The following is a 19053-nucleotide window of genomic DNA, read 5'->3' as shown; positions in this document are numbered from 1 at the left end:
GAGGTGTTCAAATGAGTTCTCTGTATCAGTCGATGATTGCCGTGATCGAGCAGTCTATTACTCCGCTGGCAGGACGCCTTGGGCAACAGAAATATGTTATCGCCATCCGCGATGGCTTTACCGCCGCATTGCCGTTCATGATCATCGGCTCTTTCATGCTGGTATTTATCTTTCCGCCTTTCTCGCCGGAGACCACTAACGGCTTTGCCCGCGGCTGGCTGGATTTTTCCCAGCAGTACCGTGAACAGCTGATGCTGCCGTTTAATCTCAGCATGGGCGTCATGACCTTCTTTATCTCGGTCGGCATCGGCGCCAGCCTCGGACGCCAGTTCCAGCTCGATCCGGTCATGTCAGGCCTGCTGGCGTTTATGGCCTTCCTGCTGGTCGCCGCGCCCTATGCCGATGGCAAAATTTCTACTCAGTATTTATCCGGCCAGGGCATTTTCACCGCGCTGATCACCGCCATCTACTCCACCCGCGTTTACGCCTGGCTTAAGCAAAACAACGTGACCATTCGCCTGCCGAAAGAGGTGCCGACCGGCGTCGCCCGTTCATTTGAGATCCTCATTCCGGTACTGGTGGTCATCGGTACTCTGCATCCGCTCAACCTGTTCATTGAAGCGCAAACCGGCATGATCCTGCCGCAGGCGATTATGCATCTGCTGGAACCGCTGGTCTCCGCTTCCGATTCGCTGCCGGCGATTCTGCTGTCGGTGCTGATGTGCCAGATTTTCTGGTTCGCCGGTATTCACGGCTCGCTTATCGTCACCGGCATTATGAACCCGTTCTGGATGGCCAATCTGTCGGCAAACCAGGCGGCGCTGGCGGCCGGCGCGGCGCTGCCGCACGTTTACCTGCAGGGCTTCTGGGATCACTATTTGCTGATTGGCGGCGTCGGTTCGACCCTGCCGCTGGCCTTCCTGCTGCTGCGTAGCCGGGTCACGCATCTGCGGACTATCGGCAAAATGGGCATCGTGCCGAGCTTCTTTAATATCAACGAACCGATTCTGTTCGGCGCGCCGATCATCATGAACCCAATGATGTTTATCCCCTTCGTCTGCGTGCCGATGGTTAACGCGGTGCTGGCTTACGGCGCAACCCGTCTTGGCTGGCTGAGCCAGGTGGTGTCGCTGACGCCGTGGACGACGCCCGCGCCGATTGGCGCCTCGTGGGCGGCTAACTGGACCTTAAGCCCGGTGGTGATGTGCGTTATCTGCATGGTGATGTCGGCGGTGATTTATCTGCCATTCCTGCGTGCCTATGAGCGTTCATTAATAAAGAATGAAGTGGAAAAGGCGAAAAGCGTTGCAGCTGTCGCCGGAGCCGTTAGCCAGTAATTATTGTCTTACCTGAAAATATGAATTTATGCGGAAAAGGGATTTTCGCCAAATGACCTGATTATAAACTCAATAACCTCAGGAAATATTATGATCTATTTTCAAATAAATTAATCCATCTGTATTAGTCATTAACTTTCGCCACTGAGAATAAGATATTTATTCTCCGGCGTAGCTGTACCCTGAAAAAACAAATCAGCTTATTTTGGTTATTTTTATTTTAACCAGAATGGGGCGGTTATTGTCTGCATATATTAATTATTAAAGTGAGATAACCATGAATACAGTTAAAAAGCTGCCATTGGCCATGGCGGTTATCGCCGCGCTGTGCCCAATTTCCGTACTGGCGCAGGAGTTTACCCAGGAGCAGATCGACGCCATCGTCGCGAAAGCCGTCGATAAAGCGCTGGCCGACCGCCAGGCCAAAATCGACGCCGCCGCCAATAAAAAAGTCGACGTGATGACCAACCCGCAAACCACCGCGGCTTCGCCGGATCTGGCGATCCCCTTCGGCCTGAAATTTAGCGGTTACGCCCGCTATGGCGCCCACTTCCAGACCGGCGACCAGAAATATGTCGGCGTCGACGGCTCCTATAACGGCGCCTCGGCGATCGGCCGTCTCGGTAATGAAAGCAACGGCGGCGAATTCCAGATCAGCAAAGCGTTCAAAAGCGCGCAGGGGGCCATCTGGGATCTCAACGTCATGTTTGACCACTGGAGCGACGAGGTTAACCTGAAAAAAGCCTACGTCGGCGTCACCAACGTCCTCGAATCTAACCCCAATGCCTATATCTGGGCCGGCCGCGACTTCCACCAGCGCCCGCAACAGGGGATCAACGACTACTTCTGGATGAACCACGACGGCCAGGGCGCCGGGGTGAAGAACTTCGATATCGGCGGCGTGCAGTTCGACGTGGCGACGGTGTCGCAGGTGAAATCCTGTAGCCCGGAAGTGATGGCCGACGAGACCAACCCGTCGCGCATCACCTGTACCGGCAGCTCCGATACCGGCGACAACGGCCACTACGCGTTGACCACCAAAACCCACAACATCAAGGCCGGGCCGATCGACGTCGAGGTATATGCCAACTACGGCTTTGACTCAAAAGCGGTGGACAGCGACGCGCGCCTCGATGCCTGGCAGGGCGGGCTGGTACTGAGCCATACCAACGACAGCGGGGTGAACAAAGTTATTCTGCGCTACTCCGACAACTCGGATAACAGCGTCTACAACAAGACCGATGACCTGACCACGGTCTACGCCAGCTTCGAGGGCAGCCATAAGTTCACCCAGCAGGCGCAGATCGAGTATCTGCTGGCCTTCCACGATTACGACAACGGCAAGGACAATACCGATAACCGTAAAAACTACGGCGCGATCGTCCGGCCAATGTACTTCTGGAACGACGTTCACTCGACGTGGCTGGAAGCGGGCTACCAGCGCGTTGACTACGACCAGGGCGGGGATAACCACGGCTGGAAGCTGACGCTGTCGCAGAACATCGCCATCGGCATGGGGCCCGAGTTCCGCCCGATGCTGCGCTTCTATGTTACCGGCGGCCAGGTGGATAACGAGCACACCGCGAAAGTAGACGGCACCAGCGACGAGCGGCTGGATTCGTTAAACATCGGCGGCATGTTTGAGGCATGGTTCTGAGGCAATAACCTGTGTCCGCATTTATGCCGGATGGCGGCATAAATGCCTTATCCGGCCTACGGTCCGTGCGGCCTGCCTTTAATTTATTCACCATGCTGGCTGAAACTGCCGGTGTTGGCGGCCTCAAAATCCCCGGTGGCGCTGCCGCTTACCGGGGCTACAGCGCTGAGGCAATCCGATTCCCGGCTGGCGCTACGCTGAGCCGGGCTACAGCTCCGGGTACAAATTATCTCTGGCTTAATCGGCGGGCGATGCGCTCAAGCTTCATCATCAACAGCAGCGTGACGCCCACCAGCACAATGGTCAGCGCCGAGCCATCGGCGATATTACCGCGATCGGTGAGGCTGAAAATGGTCACCGGCAGCGTCGTCCAGCCCGGCGGATAGATCATCACCGTTGCCCCTAGCTCTCCCATCGACAGCGATAGGCTCAGCGCCAGCGCTGAAATCATCCACGGCGTCATCAGCGGCAGCGTCACATGGCGCAGGCGATACCACGGCGAAGCGCCCAGGCTTGAGGCGACGTTTTCAATATCGGCGGAAATCCGCGCCAGCCCGGTCGTTACGTTGCTGAAGGTAAAGGCGGAAATCAGTACAAAGTGCGCCACCAGGACGATCCAAAAAGTACCGTTCATCTGCAGCGGTCCCTGACTAAATGCCACCAGAATGCCCAGCCCGACGGAAACCGAGGGGATAGCGCTGGGCAGATAAAACGCCAGGCCAAGATATTTCTGTAGCGTCGCGCCATACTGGCGCAGCGCCAGCGCCGCCCACATCCCGCACAGCAGCGCCAACAGGCTGGCGCAGAAACCCACCATCAGGCTCGAAAACAGCGAATCCCACGCCGCACCGCGAAAGGCGTTAACAAAGTGAGCAAAGGTAAAGCCGGTGGGCAGCAGGCCGTTCCATTGTTTACTCAGGCTGGAGAGTAAAATCACCGCCAGCGGCAGCAGGAAAACGCCGGCAAATAGCGTCACCGCCAGCGCGCCCGCCGCCGCGCGGCCTTTACGCGACCAAATCAACATCGTTAACTCCTTACGCCAGTGCGCGCCGCCGCCAGCCGATAGAGCATAAACAGCCCCAGCGACAGCAGAATATTAATCAGCGCAATCATGCAGGCCACGCTGTAATCCGACTCCAGAATCGCCTTGCTGTAGACCATCATCGGCAGGGTATTAACCCCTTTGGCGCCAATAAACAGCACGATACCGAACTCGTTAGTGGTCAACAGCAGGCACAGGCTGCCGCCCGCCATCAGCGCCGGTAGCGCCGCCGGGAAGATAACCTGGGTAATCACCCGTAGCGGATGGGCGCCGAGAATACTCGCCGCTTCCAGCTGGCTCTTATCTATCTGCCGCAGTCCGGCCATCAGCGGGCGCATCACCAGCGGCGTAAAGACGGTGATCTCCGCCAGAATCACGCCGTTGATCGAATAGAGAAAGTCCACCGGCGGCAGCTCAAAAGCAAACAACGACATCAGGGTGCCGTTGAGCAGCCCCGCCGAGCCGTAAATAAAGGTGAATGCGAGGGTAATCAGGAAGGTCGGCAGCGCGATAAACGTATCAATGACCCGGCTCACCAGTTGGCTGCCGGGGAACGGAATAAACACCAGAATCAGCGCCAGCACGCTGCCGAGTACCAGGCAGCCAAGGGTAGCGAACACCGCAATCTGTAAGGTATTGAGCAGCGCGCCAATAAAGCGTTTTGAGTCAATCACCTGCCAGAAAGTCTCGAGGCTCAGGTTGCCGCTGGCGTCGCGTAACGCCTGTTCGGCGATCAGCAGTAGCGGATAGAAAAATAGCGTCGCCAGCACCAGCAGCGGCAACGCCAGCCACAGGTAAGGGCGTAAGTTTCGCGCCGGACGCGCGAGCGTTAGGGTTTGCGCCATTATTGCACCTCGATCAGAACCGCATCGCCAGGTTCGAAGTAGAGCGCCAGCTTGTCCCCCGCGCGCGGCAGTGGGTTTACGTGGGTCATGACGATCCGCACCGCTTCGCCCGCGACGTCGCACAGCAGATGCGTCAGATCGCCCTGCCAGTGTATCGAGGTCAGGGTGGCGTTGAGACGATTACTCATCGCTGAACGCGGCGCCAGGCTCATGTGCTGCGGGCGAATGCATAACAGCTTGTTGTTGCCATGCAGGCCGCCCCGGCTGAAGGCGTTAATCAGGCCGCCGCCACAGCTCACGCTAACCAGCCCCGGCTCGGTGCTGTCTTTCAGCGCCGTCGCCTGCAGGATATTGGCGCGGCCGAGGAATTCGGCGCTAAAGCGGTTCGGCGGATAGTGGTACAGCTCGTGCGTTTCGCCGTGGGCGATCAGCGAACCGTCTTTCATGATGCCGATTTTGTCCGCCAGGGTCAGCGCTTCGGTCTGATCGTGGGTGACGTAGAGAATGGTCAGTTCCGGCAGTTCGCGATGCAGACGGGCAATCTCTTCCACCATGTTATGACGAATTTGCGCATCCAGCGCCGACAGCGGTTCATCAAGCAACAGTACCCGAGGACGCACGGCAATCGCGCGGGCTATCGCGACGCGCTGCTGCTGGCCGCCAGAAAGCTGATGCGGGTAGCGGGTGGCGTAATCCGCCATACCGACGATTTTTAAGGCTTCAGTCACCCGCTCGGCGATAAGCCCCCTGGGCTGCTTTTGCGCCCGCAGGCCGAAGGCGACGTTATCTTCCACCTTCATATGCGGAAACAGCGCGTAGTTCTGCACCACCATCGCCAGCCCGCGTTTGTACGGCGGCAGCTGGGTGACGTCCGTGTCGCCAATCAAGATCCGACCGCCAGCCGGTTGCACAAAACCGGCAATCGCCCGCAGCACCGTGGTTTTCCCGGAACCGGAAGGGCCAATCAGCGCCAGCACCTCACCGGGTTCAATGGTCAATGACAGCGGTTTTAAGACCACGTTGCCGTGGTATGAAACGCGCAGCGAGTCCAGGGTGATCCCGGAAGTCCCCGCCAGCGACGGGGAAGAAGTGACGGTGGTTTTCATCAACATCAGGCTTACTCGCTATCGGTCACTTGGTGCCAGCGGGCAATGTCAGCCGACAGCGATACCGCGACATCATCCCAGTTCGGCTCCCAGCTCTTCACGCCGTCGAGCGCCGCTTTCGCCGCCTTAAAGTTAGCGTCATCCGGCGCCACATCGCTGCGTACCGGCAGGCCCCAGGAGCGCGCGCTGACGCTGGATTGCGCCGGTTTATCCAGCAGGAAATTGATCAGCTTCTTGCCGTTTTCGCTGTTCGGTCCGTTCTGTACCAACCCGATGGTGTAGGGCAGCGCCAGCGCGCTGCGCTCGCCTTTATCATCCGCCGGCCAGAAAATTTTAACGTTCGGGTTACGCGCCATCTGCGACAGGTTCATCTGCAAATCGCCGTTGGCGACGTACAGCTCGCCTTTATTGACCAGCGCAGTCAGCTTGCCGGTCGAGGCCGATGGGCCAACGTTATTGGCCTGCAGCTTACCCAGATACGCAAAACCGGCGTCTTTACCGCCGAGGCTGTGGAACGCCTGCAGCATCACCGCGGTACCGTCGCCCGCCTGCCCCGGCGTGGAGTACTGCAACTTGTTCTTGTAGCGGCTATCCAGCAGATCCTGCCAGCTGGCCGGCGCGCTTTTCAGCAACTGGCCGTTATAGATAAAGGTCAGATAGTTGTTCACCAGCGGCGCGTAGCGGTCGTTAGCGCCGGGGATCTGCGCGCTACCTTGCGGGGTAAAGGTTGCCAGCAATTGCTCTTTCGCGGCGCGCTGGATAAACGGCGGCACCGTAACCAACACGTCAGCCTGCGGATTGGTACGCTCCTTCGCCAGACGTTCCACAATCGCGCCGGAGCCGCCTTCCACATACTGCACTTTGATGCCCGTCGCTTTGGTGAAGGCGTCGAACTGGCTCTGATACCAGCTGTTATCGCCGTCATGCAGGCCGTCGGCGGAGTAAACCGTGACGACGCCGTCCGCCCAAACCGGAGAGCTGGTCAGCGCGAACAGGGACAGCAGAGCACTTCGGGAGAGTTTCATCGTTTAAGCCTCATCGGATAGTCAGTTATTCTGGTGTAGACCAGATTTGCCTTCACGCTACCGGGGGTTTATGACAAAACGATGAAAGAAGTGTGTCGAAAGAGTTAAAACGAGGGGAAGTGCATAGCCCCGGCACGCGCTAGCGCCACCGGGGAGATCAAAAAATTTAACTAATAAAATCAATGGGTATCGACTTCGATCCGCAGGCTGTCATGCCGCCAGTATTCAATATCGTAATCGAGAATACGCCCGTGTTGATCGTAATTCAGACGGCGCAACAGCAGCGCCGGGCGCCCTTCCATCACCCCCAACGCTTCTGCGGCCTGCGGCGGCATTGAGGTGGGATAAAACGACAGATGCATACTGGTATAGATCAGGTCGTACTGAGTTTGATAAATCTCGGTCAGACTGCCGTTGAGATCGTGGCGCAGCAGCTCAGGCACCCGCGCGGGCAGGCAGTGGTTTTCGCAGTAGCACACCGGCCGGCCGTCGGCATATCGCAGACGCGTCAGCAGGTAAACCTGATCGAAGGGCTGCAGCGCCAGCGGGGCCATCACGTCCAACGGCACGGCGGTTAAGCGTCCTTCAAGCAGCACCGTTTTCGGTTCGCGCCCCTGCTCGAGACACAGCTTGTGGAAGTTGGTATTTTGCGTCGGATCCAACCACAGACGCTCCGGCGTCACGAACCAGCCGCGGCGGTCGGCGCGGTAAATCACGCCGCTGGCCTCCAGCTGCGCCAGGCTCTCACGCACCGTAATCCGGGTCGTGTTGAACAGCGCGCACAGCTCGCGCTCGGAAGGCAGCTTGTCGCCGCTTTTGAGGGCGCCGTTTTGAATACGCGCCTGCAGCTGCGCCTTAATCATCAGGTATTGCGGCATCTCGCCAGAGGGTGATTTCATGTTTACTCACTGCCACTTTTCGTGCGCTCATTATACATAGCCAGATGAATTTTTTGTTGCAGCGCCACATTTCCTTTGACCCTGCCCCGGCTTTGTCTCCATGATAAATATAAATCTGGTATAGACCAAATGGTGAGACAAATGACTTCACGGAACTACCTGCTGCTGACTCCCGGCCCGCTAACCACCTCCCGTACGGTGAAAGAGGCGATGTTGTTCGATAGCTGTACCTGGGATGATGATTACAATCTCGGCGTGGTACAGACCATTCGCCAGCAGCTGGTGCAGTTGGCTACCCCGGCCGACGGTTATACGGTGGTGCTGCTGCAGGGTAGCGGCAGCTACGCGGTCGAAGCGGTACTCGGCAGCGTCATCGGCGAACAGGGCAAAGTGCTGATCGTCAGCAATGGCGCCTATGGCGCGCGTATGATTGAGATGGCGCAGCTGATGGGTATCGCCTGCCACCCTTACGACTGCGGCGAAGTCTCCCGTCCGGACGCGGCGGCGATCGAACAGATCCTGCAGAACGACCCGGCGATCACCCATATCGCGATGGTACATAGCGAAACCACCACCGGCATGCTCAATCCGATCGAAGAGGTGGCCGAACTGGCGAAACGGTACGATAAACGCTATATCGTCGATGCGATGAGCAGCTTTGGCGGCATTCCGTTGGATATCGCCGCGCTGAATATTGATTACCTGATAAGCTCCGCCAACAAATGCATTCAGGGCGTGCCGGGCTTTGCCTTCGTGATTGCCCGCGAAGCGGAGCTGGCCGCCTGCAAAGGCCGTTCGCGCTCGCTGTCTCTGGATCTGTACGCCCAGTGGCGCTGCATGGAAGATAACCACGGTAAGTGGCGCTTCACCTCGCCGACCCATACCGTGCTGGCCTTCGCCCAGGCGCTGAAAGAGCTGGCGCAGGAGGGCGGCGTCAGCGCCCGCCATCGGCGCTACCGCAACAACCAGCGCCGGCTGGTCGCCGGAATGCGCGCGCTCGGCTTCCGGCCGCTGCTCGACGATAGCCTGCATTCGCCGATTATTACCGCCTTTTATTCTCCGGATGCGCCGCAGTACCGCTTTCACACTTTCTACCAGAAGCTGAAAGATCAGGGCTTCGTTATCTATCCGGGCAAAGTATCGCAAAGCGATTGCTTCCGCATCGGCAACATTGGCGAAGTCTACGACGCCGATATCACCGCCCTGCTGGCGGCTATCGACAACGCCATGTACTGGAAACAATAAGGAACCGCCATGAACCGTATTAGCGCACTGATCCTTGACTGGGCAGGCACCACCGTAGACTTCGGCTCTTTCGCCCCGACGCAAATTTTCGTCGAGGCCTTCCGCCAGGCCTTCGATATTGAGATCACCCTTGAAGAGGCCCGCGTGCCAATGGGGCTTGGCAAGTGGCAGCACATTGAGGCGCTGGGCAAACTCCCTGCTGTCGATAGCCGCTGGCAGGCCAAATTTGGCCGCGCGATGACTGCCGCCGATATCGATGCGATCTATGCCGCGTTTATGCCGCTGCAAATCGCTAAGGTTGTCGATTTTTCCGCACCGATTGCCGGCGTTGTCGACACCATCGCCGCGCTACGCGCCGAGGGTCTGAAGATTGGCTCCTGCTCGGGTTATCCGCGCCCGGTGATGGAAAAGCTGGTACCGGCCGCCGCCGCCCAGGGCTACGCCCCGGACCACTGGGTCGCCACCGATGATCTTGCCGTCGGCGGTCGTCCGGGCCCGTGGATGGCGCTGCAGAACGTGATTACCCTGAGCATAGACGATGTGGCCCACTGCGTGAAGGTCGACGACGCCGCACCGGGCATCAGCGAAGGGTTACATGCCGGAATGTGGAGCGTCGGCCTGGCGGTGTCCGGTAACGAATTCGGCGCTACCTGGGAGGAGTACCAGGCGATGTCGAAAGAGGAAATCGCCACCCGTCGCGAGCGGGCGGCAGGCAAACTGTATGCCGCCGGGGCTCACTATGTGGTTGATACCCTGGCGGATCTGCCAGAAGTGATTGCCGACATCAACGCCCGGCTGGCAAAAGGCGAACGGCCGTAAGCGGGTTAATTCACCTTCACTTTGGTCGTCACCAGCAGGCCGGTAAACAGCATTAATATTCCTGACAACACCAGCGGCGACAGCAGCCCTAAGTGGTCGAGCGCAACACCGCCGACCGCGGCGCCGCAGGTGTTGGCAAGCTGGATCACCGCCACCTGAATCGACCCGGCTTTTTCCGCCTGATCGGAGAGCGAACGGGTGATCCACGTTGACCACCCCACCGGGATCAGCGCAAACGCGAAGCCCCAGATAATCGCCACCGTCGAGGCGACGATTTTGCTTTCTCCCCACAGTACCAGCGCCGCCGCGCAGGCTGTCAGCACCAGCGGCGAAATCGCCAGCGCCGCTTTGACCGAGCGCTTCAGCACTACCGAGGAGAGCGAGGTGCCGATAAAGCTGGCGATACCAAAGCTCAGCAGCACCAGCGTCAGGCCGTCGACGTCAAAACCGGCGAGGGTCATGTAAACCGGGCGAATATAGGTAAAGAAGGCGAACTGTCCGGCAAAGGCCATGAAAATGGCGCACATCCCGGCCATCACCCCCGGACGCTTCAGCAGACCAAACATATTTTGCTGCTGAGCCGCCGATTCACCCGGCAGCGACGGCAGCGCTTTCAGCACCCAGAGCGTACACAGCACGCCCATCACCGCCGCGCCGTTAAAGACGTTGCGCCAGCCGATAAGCCCGCCAAGGAAACTGCCCAATGGGGCGGCGATCACCAGCGCGATTGATACCGCGCCGAAGATAATCGATAGCGCTTTCGGCACCACGCGCATCGGCACCAGACGCATGGTCAGCGATGCCGACATCGCCCAGAAACCGCCGAGCGCCAGGCCCAGACAGGCGCGTCCCAGCAGCAGCAGGGTGAAGCTATCGGCAAACGATACCAGCAGGCAGGATAGCGTCAGCAGCAGCGAAAACAGGATAACCACGTAGCGGCGATCGGTTTTGCCGATAACCGTGGTGATAAACAGACTGGAAAACATCGCGACGAATGCCGTCGTCGTCACCGACTGCCCGGCCATCCCTTCGGAGATGCCTAAATCCAGCGCCATCGGCGTTAACAGGCTGACCGGCAAAAACTCGACGGTAATCAGGCAGGCGACGCAGAAAGCAACCGCGAAGACCGCCGACCAGTTTGGCCGCGCGAGATCGCGTGCATGGGGTTTGGTTTCATTTGAATGACTCATGAGTGACCTGCGAAGAAAGTGGCGGAAAGCTGCGCAGTGTAACATTTTGTATGTGACGTACTTAACGTTTTCGCAACTCTTCTCGCTTTTCATAACGTACTACAAAAGCGTAGCCTGAGAATACAGGCCTCGTCATTCTGCCGGATGGCGCTTACGCTTATCCGGCCTACAAGTGACGAGTGCGGAAACCGTAGGCCGGAAAAGGCGCAGCCGCCATCCGGCACACAAAAGCGATGAACCACAGGCCGGATAACAATGAGATCAGTGCAGCCAGTGCACGCCGCCTTCCGGGAGAAACAGGTCGTTATAGCGCTGCTGTAGGTTATGTAAATCGATCACATCCGGGTCCAGTTCGCGCAGAAAACCTTGCGCCAGGCGGATCTGCGCGTCGGTAATCGGCGCCGCTAATCGCGCTTTTTGCATCAGGCGATACCAGTAATGCAGGTTTTTTTCGCTGGCGTCGACAATCGCAACCTGCCAGATGAGCAGCACCTGCGCGGCATTCTGCAGATGTGCTTCATTCGGCCGCTCCAGGTAACGCAAATACTCATTACCGGCGGTTTTTCCCAGCTGATCGATCATCGATTCCAACGGAACAGGCGTAATGCCAAGGCGTTCGCTCAGGCGACGAATCGCGCGGCGTGAATCAGAGGTAAGCACCCGAAATCCCACAACAAATACCACTATCAGGGTGGCCAGTCCTATCCAGATCATGCATCCTCTCATCCAATCGCAGCCTCACTATCATAATGGGAATTTGCCTGCTGTCGACTGTCGGACGAACCATAATGTGACTTATCGCGTTACTTTATAGTTTTAACGAATTAATCAATCATACTGACATAAAGAAACAATATATTAAAAACAAATATTCGCATTAATGTAATTAGCTTAATCTATGAATTGCTATTTTTGCACTGTAATAATTAAGCATGTTATCCTTTTATGGATTCACTACCCTTATCAAGCAACGGAATGCATATTATGCAACACACCTATTTAGCAAAACATATAGATGACGATGGCCTTGCCAGACTCAATGCCGAGACGAGAAGTAATACAGATAAACTCACGCACGCGGGTAAACTCTCCTGTGTAAATGATGATTATTGCGAAATAACTCGTAACTACACATCATTTTATGGCATGAATATTCTGTGCATTGCATTGTTCTTACCAATGGTTATATTGATATTTCTTGGGGTCATTGCGTTTTTATATGAAGCAGCTTTTGATTTTGAATGGTATATTGACTCATTCTGGGCCGACCCAAACAAACAACAAGTGACACTGATTTTACATTTTACAATATTAGTATTATTCGCACTGGCCTTTCCTTTAGCAGCACTGGTAAATTACTCAGTTTTCGCTCCCAGGCATTATCCAATCCGTTTTAATCGCAAAACTGGGAAAGTTTATGTTTATGAGTATATTCTCCATGATTTATTTCATACTCAGCCCTATACATTTTTCTTCCACCATCCTTTCTATAAAAAGACAAAACCTGAATACAAAGAATTTGCCTGGAGCGATATTAAAGGAATTTGTCAGTTTTCGAATAATAACGCGCGACTTAACTGTCATGTATATGAAAACAACAGCATCGTTGACTCCTTTACACTCACTACGGGTGATATGGGAACAGAAACAATGCTGTTGAATAACTATAAACTATGGCTGTGGATCAGTAGCTATATGGATTTCAAAGACGAGATATTAGATATGACCGTCAATCCTAACGTGGGTATTTACGGGCGCAAAGTCGAATGGCCTGAGGTGATGCTTAAGAAATCTACGGTGTCATCATTAGATGAATATGAAAAAATCACCGAAACGGTATCATAGTCAATAGGCAAAGGAATGCATATGCTCCCGATCCAGAACCATTATTTAGCAAAGCAAATTACCGATACGGAACTTAAAAACCTTATCGCAGAGACTCCAGGCGATACAAATAAGTTAACGCATGCGGGGAAATTATCCTATGTTAATGATGACTATTGTGAAATCACTCGCAATCACTCTTCATTTTATGGGATGAACATTCTCTATATCATTATGCTATTACCTTTGGTTATTTTATCATGTTTGGGAATCATTATGTTTTTATACTATATGATTTTCGATTTCAAAAGTTACGCGGCTTTTTTTTGGCAAGAGAAAAGTGAACTCCTGCTAACACTCACTATCCATTTTGGCGTCATTATTATATTGACCATAGCTTATTTCTCCTCATTTGCAGTAAATTACTGCTTCTTTTCGCCACGACATTACCCAATTCGTTTTAATCGAAAAACAGGAAAAATTTATATTTGCGAATACGTTTTTTTTGTACTGCTCCAAAGACCGAACCGCAACTATAAAGCCAGAACCCGCTTTCCATTCTATAAACGGACCCGGCCAGAATACAAAGAATTCTCCTGGGATTCTATAAAAGGCTATTATGATTTTTATCAGCAAAGGTCGTGTATTTGCTGCCATGTTTATCAAAATGAAAACATTGCCGACACATTTACGCTTATTTCAGAAAAAACTATTATTGAGTCTGAATATTTTAATAACTATAAACTCTGGGCTTGGGTTAACCACTATATGGATTTCAAAGACGAGATGTTAGATATGACCGTCAATCCTAACGTGGGTATTTACGGGCGCAAAGTCGAATGGCCGGAGGCGATGCTTAAAAAATCTACCGCGTCATCGTTAGAAGAATATGAAAAAATCGCCGACTAATTTAATGCGTTTGCCGCCCAGAAAACCCTATAAAAAAGCCCGGCGCAATGGCCGGGCAAGGTTACCAAATACCTGGTGAATCAGGCAGTCTGCAAAACTCGATTCTTTTTCTCGCGGCGAATTTTACGCTCTTCGAAGATAGCCACGATGGCCATCAGGCAGATACAGCCGATGGCGGCGGCGTCCAGCGCCGCAAAGGTGCCGGCCCAGCCGGTCAGGCCGAAGACCGGCGTGCCGTCGGCGATCATCCCGAGACCCAGTTTGGCGAAGCTATCGCCGATCAGATAGGCGAAGGTGCCCTTGATTCCATCGGCGGCGCCGATCGCTTTTTTCGGCACAAAGCCGACGGCGGCGACGCCGATCAACAGTTGCGGACCAAACACCAGGAAGCCCAGCGCAAACAACGAGGCCAGATAGACGTACTGGTTGCTGGCATGTTGGTAAACCCCGAGGGTGGCGATAATCAGCGCCAGCGCGACGCAGGCTACCAGCGCGCGGCGGCCGTTGGCCAAGTCCGACAACCAGCCCCACAGTAGCGTGCCAACCAGCGCGCCGACTTCAAATAGGGTAAAGCCCTGAATCGCCACCTCTTTAGACAGCTTCAGCTCCTGGAAGGCATACACGGTGGACCACTGATCGATACCGATACGCACCACGTAGAGGAAGATGTTGGAGAAACACAGCAGCCAGATCACTTTGTTTTTCAGCACGTACTCAACAAAGATCTGCCACTTGGTCATCGCATTTTCTTCAGTCTCTTTGTCCTCTTCGCTGATCGCTTCGCCAAACAGCTCTTCCGCCGTGCCGAGGCCGTAGGATTCCGGAGAGTCGCTACCGTAGCGCAGGCCAATAAAGCCAACGATCAGCGCAATAATCGACGGGAAGATAAACATGCCTATCACATGGCCGTCGAACAGATAGTTGGCGCCAAACAGCGCCACGCCCGCCGCGCCCGCGCCGCCGAGGTTGTGGGAGATATTCCAGAAGCCGAGGAAGGTGCCGCGTTTGCGTCTGGGCGTCCACTTGGTGATGGTGGAATAGCTGCACGAGCCGCCGGTGCTCTGGAAGAAACCGCTCAGCGCATAGAAGGCGATCATCAGGAACAGGCTGGTTGAACCCGCCCCCATGCTGGCGCTAAAGCCCAGCATACAGATAGCGGAGAGGATCAGCATAAACGGCAGGAACTGCTTGGTGTTTTTACCGTCGGCATAATAAGAGACCAGCGTCTTGCCCACGCCGTAGGTAATGGAAAAGCCCAGGCCAATCATCCCCAGTTGCGTCATGCTCAACCCGTAGGTGGAGATCATGTCGTTCTGCGCGATGTTAAAGTTCTTGCGGATCAGATACATGGTCAGGTAGCCGATGAAGACCACCAGATAGGACTGCATGAAAGGTTTGAACCACATTTTGCGCCGCACGTCGAGCGGCAGATCCAGGGTCGGCTTGCGCACCTGATTCAGAAAGGCCAGCATGGGTATCTCCTGAGCTGATTTTTTATGCCTGCGTAATAACCAGGCATTGTAAAAACCAGCGCGCCGTCTGGCCTGAGACGGCGTCCAGGTGAAACCGGGAAAATTTCTTAGTTTTGCCCCGTTCGCGGCGAAAGGGTGAGCTACATCACGCTTCGCTGGCGGTACGCGGCGCCTGCGCGTTTAAAAACGGCAGCAGCAGCAGCGCGGAAATGCCGGCGGCAATCGCAATCACCACGAAGAATCCGGTCCAGTGCCAGATATCCATCACCTGCGCCAGCGGCCAGCCGGAAAGCGAGGCGCCAAGATAAGCGAACAGGCCGACAAACCCGGTCGCCGCCCCGGCGGCTTCTTTATGCGAACATTCCGCCGCCGCCATGCCGATCAGCATCTGCGGGCCGAAGACGAAGAATCCGGTGGTGAAGAAGCAGGCCGCCTGCATGACATAGCTGGCGAACGGCATCAGCCACAGCCCGCCAACCGACAGCAAAATTCCGGCGGCGAAAATCAGGTTCATCGGCCCGCGATTGCCGTTAAACAGCTTATCCGAGCCCCACCCCGCCACCAGCGCGCCGATAAAACCGCCCAGCTCAAACATGGTCACCGCCGAGTTAGCGGTCACCAGATCGACGCCAAGCGTCTCCGACATATACAGATTGCCCCAGTCGTTAATCGCCGCCCGCACCACGTACACCAGCACATAGCACAGCGATAACAGCCAGATATAGGGATTGGCCAATACGTAGCGGGTCAGGATCTCTTTGCGCGTCAGCCCTGCGCCTTCCTGCTGCTGGGCGATTTCCAGCGCATCGTGACGCCAGTCGCCTACGGCGGGTAACCCCACCGCCTGCGGGCGATCGCGCAGCCGCCAGCACAGATACAGTCCGGCGAGGATCGCCAGACAGCCGGCAATCGTCATCCCCGCACGCCAGCCGTAGTGCAGCGCCGCCGCCCCCACGACCATTGGGATCAGCGCGCCGCCGACGTTATGCGCGGTATTCCACAGCGCCCACCAGCCGCCGCGCTCGGTTCGCGAATACCAGGCCGTCAGCAGCCGGGCGCACACCGGCGAGCCCCAGCCCTGGAAGAAGGCATTCAGCGCCCACAGCAGCGCGAAAGCCCACAGCGAGGTGGAAAAACCGAACAGAATATTCACCACCCCGGTGGCAATCAGCCCCAGCCCCATAAAATAGCGGGCATCAGAACGGTCGCTGACGATACCGGAGAAAAATTTCGACAGCCCGTAAGTGATGTAAAACAGCGTGGCCAGCAGGCCAATATCGCTGCGGGTCAGCACATTGCTGGCCAGAATTTCAGGTACCGCGGCATTAAAGCTTTTGCGGGTGAAATAAAATAGCGCGTAACCAAGCCAGATAGTGAGCAGAATATGGCGACGCCAGTAACGATAACGCTCGTCCAGCTCGCGTTTATCGCTAATTGGCGCGGCGTCCGGCGGCGCTTTTAAAAAGGCAAACATCGGCGCTCCTTTCAGACGTAACGCAGCGGTAAATTGACGCACACGCGGGTACCGTGTGTACAGGAGATAGTTAACGTACCGCCCAGCGCGGTCACGCGCTCACGCATGCCGGTCAGGCCGAACCCCTGCAGATTCGACCCCGGCGGCAGGCCGCAGCCGTCATCCTCCAGCACCAACATCAATCGCCCATCCTGCTGCCAGCCCTGGAGGGTGACGGCGCTGGCGCTGGCGTGCTTGACGATATTATTCAGTCCCTCCTGGCAAACGCGAAACAGCGTCATGCGCTGGTTTTCGCTAAGCCCCGGCTCGTTAATCCGCCATTCGAGATGGCTGACGATGCCGCGGTCTTCCAGTTCCATTTCGCGCATCAACGAACGTATCGCCTGTTCAAGCGGCAGATCGTCAAGCTGGCGCGGACGCAGACGACCAAGCAGTCTTCGCACAGAGTCGTAAACCCCCAGCGACAGCTGTTCTATCAACTGACCGCTCTGCCGTACGCTACCGTTGTGTGGCGCCAGACGCTGCACGATCCCCGCCTGGGTGCGAATTGCCGTGATAGTCTGGCCAATATCATCGTGGAGCTCGCGCGCCACGTCGCGCCGCACGCTCTCTTCCGTTTCCAGCAGGCGTTCCGCCAGCCGCCGATTACGCGCCAGCTCGTTCTGTAGCGACAGGTTAAGCTCGCGCAATCGCTGGATCCCTGCTCCCAGCAGCAGTCCGGTCAGGCTCTGGGCTAGCAGTGAAAGCAATAAATCAACCGGGTGATCGTGCCAGGTTTGGCTGGCAATCAGCGCAATGGCGTTCATCAGGGTGGCGATCAGCGCCCCTTGCCAGCCGTAGTGCCAGGCGAGAGCGATAATCGGCAGCGCCAGACAAAAAGGGGTAAAGCGGGAGAGTTCGGCGGGCAATCCGAGCTGTAGCCACAGGCTGACGGTAAAGAGCAGCAGGTACCAGATCAGATGCCGGCCACGCCAGTTAACCGGCTGCGACACCAGCGACGGTCCCAGCGGCCGCCAGACGGTGCTGGTAAGATAGTGCCAGATAACCAGGCAGGTCGGCGCCAGCGTCAGGCCGCCGGTCAGCGTCAACAACAGCGCGGTCAATCCTTCGCTCCCTTGCGCCAACCACGGCAGCGATTGCAGCAGCGAGGCGGCGATCAGCGCCCCGCCCTGTCGCAACAATGTCAGCCAGTCGCGCTGATGGCGATAGCGTGAAATCAACGCTACCGGCAGCAGGGTCAGCAGACTTCCGGTCATCAATATTATAGGGTGCGCCAGCGCCACTTCCTGCGCCAGCCAGAAGATAAGCAGCCACTCGGCTCCCAGCAGCACCGGCCAGTAGCCACGCGGGCACTGCAGCATCAGCCCTAAACGCAGGCCAAAGGGAAACAGCAGCACCGCCAGGTCCGCGCGTTCCACCAGATGCAGACTGATGCTCCACAGGCAGAACCAGGCGGCTGAGAAGATAAAGGCGCAGCCGATCACCGACAGCAATCGTGAGACGACGGCCTTCATTGCCAGCTATCGAACATGCGGCGCGCCAGCTCAACGTCGTTACTGACGCCCAGTTTTTCCAGCAGGTTGGCGCGGTGAACGTGAACGGTTTTCGGCGACAAGCCGAGCTCGGCGGCGATCTCTTTCACCGCCATGCCCTGCGCCAGCTTTTCCGCCACCTGGCGTTCACGTTTGGTGAGCGGATCCTGGCGCCCTGCAGCCAGCTTCATGGCGATATCCGGCGTGAGATAGCAACCGCCCGCCGCCACCGTGCGGACCGCGGCGATAAGTTCATCCGGGCTGCAGCGTTTCGACAGGAAGCCGCGCGCGCCGGCGTTCAGCGCCTGCTCGATCAGCGCCGGGCTATCGTGCACCGACAACATGATGGTCGCCATCCCCTTAGGCAGCTGGCTTAGCAACTCCAGCCCGGAAATATCCGGCATTGAGATATCGCAGATACAGACCTGTACACCGCGCCCCGGTAGCCCCGCCAGCGCCTCCCGTCCACAGCCGAATTCAGCGACAACCTGAAAATCAGCTTCCAGCCCCAGCAGCTGAGCAAAACCGGAGCGGACAATCAAATGATCGTCAATAAGGGCGATGGTAGTCATGGTGTTTCCTGGTGCTTGAAAGCGCCGGATGGCGGCGTAAACGCCTTATCCGGCCTACGGATTCACTCCCTGTAGGCCGGATAAGCGCAGCGCCATCCGGCAAAG

The 19053-nt window shown here is 56.5% G+C and carries 17 protein-coding genes; 6 read left to right on the top strand and 11 right to left on the bottom strand.

Annotation, left to right across the window (positions count from 1 at the left end; all coding sequences use genetic code 11):
• Positions 1-11: 11 nt before the first annotated feature.
• Positions 12-1337 carry a PTS sugar transporter subunit IIC gene (locus ABLV66_RS00260; RefSeq protein ID WP_045390501.1) on the top strand — a complete coding sequence of 442 codons (1326 nt, stop codon included), beginning with the start codon at positions 12-14 and terminating at the stop codon, positions 1335-1337.
• Positions 1338-1614: 277 nt separating this feature from the next.
• Positions 1615-2994, top strand: coding sequence for a carbohydrate porin (locus ABLV66_RS00255; protein ID WP_142425989.1), 1380 nt, complete (start codon positions 1615-1617; stop codon positions 2992-2994).
• A 226-nt stretch (positions 2995-3220) separates the two neighbouring features.
• Here ABLV66_RS00255 and phnV read toward each other — a convergent pair whose 3' ends face one another.
• From phnV to phnR, 5 genes are all read right to left on the bottom strand, one after another.
• Positions 3221-4018 (bottom strand): 2-aminoethylphosphonate ABC transport system, membrane component PhnV, encoded by a 798-nt coding sequence (phnV, locus tag ABLV66_RS00250; RefSeq protein WP_348877043.1) that lies wholly within the window; start codon positions 4016-4018, stop codon positions 3221-3223.
• A 2-nt stretch (positions 4019-4020) separates the two neighbouring features.
• Positions 4021-4881, bottom strand: a complete 861-nt coding sequence (gene phnU / locus ABLV66_RS00245; RefSeq protein ID WP_047044680.1) for a 2-aminoethylphosphonate ABC transporter permease subunit — start codon at positions 4879-4881, stop codon at positions 4021-4023.
• A complete protein-coding gene (gene phnT, locus ABLV66_RS00240; protein WP_047065741.1) occupies positions 4881-5993 on the bottom strand; it encodes a 2-aminoethylphosphonate ABC transport system ATP-binding subunit PhnT in 1113 nt (370 codons plus the stop codon). The genes phnU and phnT overlap by 1 nt, the downstream gene beginning before the upstream one ends.
• Before the next feature lie 5 nt (positions 5994-5998).
• Complete coding sequence (gene phnS, locus ABLV66_RS00235; protein ID WP_348877044.1) at positions 5999-7012, bottom strand: 2-aminoethylphosphonate ABC transporter substrate-binding protein; 1014 nt, start codon at positions 7010-7012, stop codon at positions 5999-6001.
• A 179-nt stretch (positions 7013-7191) separates the two neighbouring features.
• The gene (gene phnR / locus ABLV66_RS00230; RefSeq protein ID WP_015369072.1) at positions 7192-7911 is read right to left on the bottom strand and encodes a phosphonate utilization transcriptional regulator PhnR; all 720 of its coding nucleotides are present in this window, start codon (positions 7909-7911) and stop codon (positions 7192-7194) included.
• 141 nt (positions 7912-8052) lie between these two features.
• On the opposite strand from phnR, the gene phnW reads away from it, so the two are divergent.
• Together phnW and phnX are read left to right on the top strand one after the other, a co-directional pair.
• The gene (gene phnW / locus ABLV66_RS00225; protein WP_348877045.1) at positions 8053-9156 is read left to right on the top strand and encodes a 2-aminoethylphosphonate--pyruvate transaminase; all 1104 of its coding nucleotides are present in this window, start codon (positions 8053-8055) and stop codon (positions 9154-9156) included.
• A gap of 9 nt (positions 9157-9165) precedes the next feature.
• Complete coding sequence (gene phnX / locus ABLV66_RS00220) at positions 9166-9975, top strand: phosphonoacetaldehyde hydrolase (protein ID WP_348877046.1); 810 nt, start codon at positions 9166-9168, stop codon at positions 9973-9975.
• 5 nt (positions 9976-9980) lie between these two features.
• On the opposite strand, the gene nepI is transcribed toward phnX, so the two are convergent.
• On the bottom strand, positions 9981-11165 hold the full coding sequence (gene nepI / locus ABLV66_RS00215) for a purine ribonucleoside efflux pump NepI (RefSeq protein ID WP_015369069.1): 1185 nt from the start codon (positions 11163-11165) through the stop codon (positions 9981-9983).
• Positions 11166-11426: 261 nt separating this feature from the next.
• On the bottom strand, positions 11427-11879 hold the full coding sequence (locus tag ABLV66_RS00210; RefSeq protein ID WP_348877047.1) for a DUF1198 domain-containing protein: 453 nt from the start codon (positions 11877-11879) through the stop codon (positions 11427-11429).
• A 270-nt stretch (positions 11880-12149) separates the two neighbouring features.
• Here ABLV66_RS00210 and ABLV66_RS00205 point away from each other — a divergent pair, with 270 nt between their 5' ends.
• Positions 12150-13010 (top strand): DUF6708 domain-containing protein, encoded by an 861-nt coding sequence (locus tag ABLV66_RS00205; RefSeq protein ID WP_348877048.1) that lies wholly within the window; start codon positions 12150-12152, stop codon positions 13008-13010.
• Positions 13011-13031: 21 nt separating this feature from the next.
• Positions 13032-13898: a DUF6708 domain-containing protein gene (locus tag ABLV66_RS00200; RefSeq protein WP_348877049.1), complete on the top strand. Its 867-nt coding sequence runs from the start codon at positions 13032-13034 to the stop codon at positions 13896-13898.
• 80 nt (positions 13899-13978) lie between these two features.
• On the opposite strand, the gene uhpT is transcribed toward ABLV66_RS00200, so the two are convergent.
• From uhpT to uhpA, 4 genes are all read right to left on the bottom strand, one after another.
• On the bottom strand, positions 13979-15370 hold the full coding sequence (gene uhpT / locus ABLV66_RS00195; protein ID WP_015369067.1) for a hexose-6-phosphate:phosphate antiporter UhpT: 1392 nt from the start codon (positions 15368-15370) through the stop codon (positions 13979-13981).
• A 145-nt stretch (positions 15371-15515) separates the two neighbouring features.
• On the bottom strand, positions 15516-16844 hold the full coding sequence (locus ABLV66_RS00190; protein ID WP_045397811.1) for an MFS transporter: 1329 nt from the start codon (positions 16842-16844) through the stop codon (positions 15516-15518).
• Positions 16845-16855: 11 nt separating this feature from the next.
• The gene (gene uhpB / locus ABLV66_RS00185) at positions 16856-18337 is read right to left on the bottom strand and encodes a signal transduction histidine-protein kinase/phosphatase UhpB (protein WP_348877050.1); all 1482 of its coding nucleotides are present in this window, start codon (positions 18335-18337) and stop codon (positions 16856-16858) included.
• A gap of 17 nt (positions 18338-18354) precedes the next feature.
• Positions 18355-18948 (bottom strand): response regulator transcription factor UhpA, encoded by a 594-nt coding sequence (uhpA, locus tag ABLV66_RS00180; RefSeq protein WP_015369064.1) that lies wholly within the window; start codon positions 18946-18948, stop codon positions 18355-18357.
• Between the last annotated feature and the right edge of the window lie 105 nt (positions 18949-19053).

Origin of the sequence: Klebsiella sp. CN_Kp073, assembly GCF_040065495.2 — a bacterium.
In the GTDB taxonomy this organism is placed as follows: domain Bacteria; phylum Pseudomonadota; class Gammaproteobacteria; order Enterobacterales; family Enterobacteriaceae; genus Klebsiella; species Klebsiella aerogenes.
This window is presented reverse-complemented; position numbering and strand designations above follow the sequence as displayed.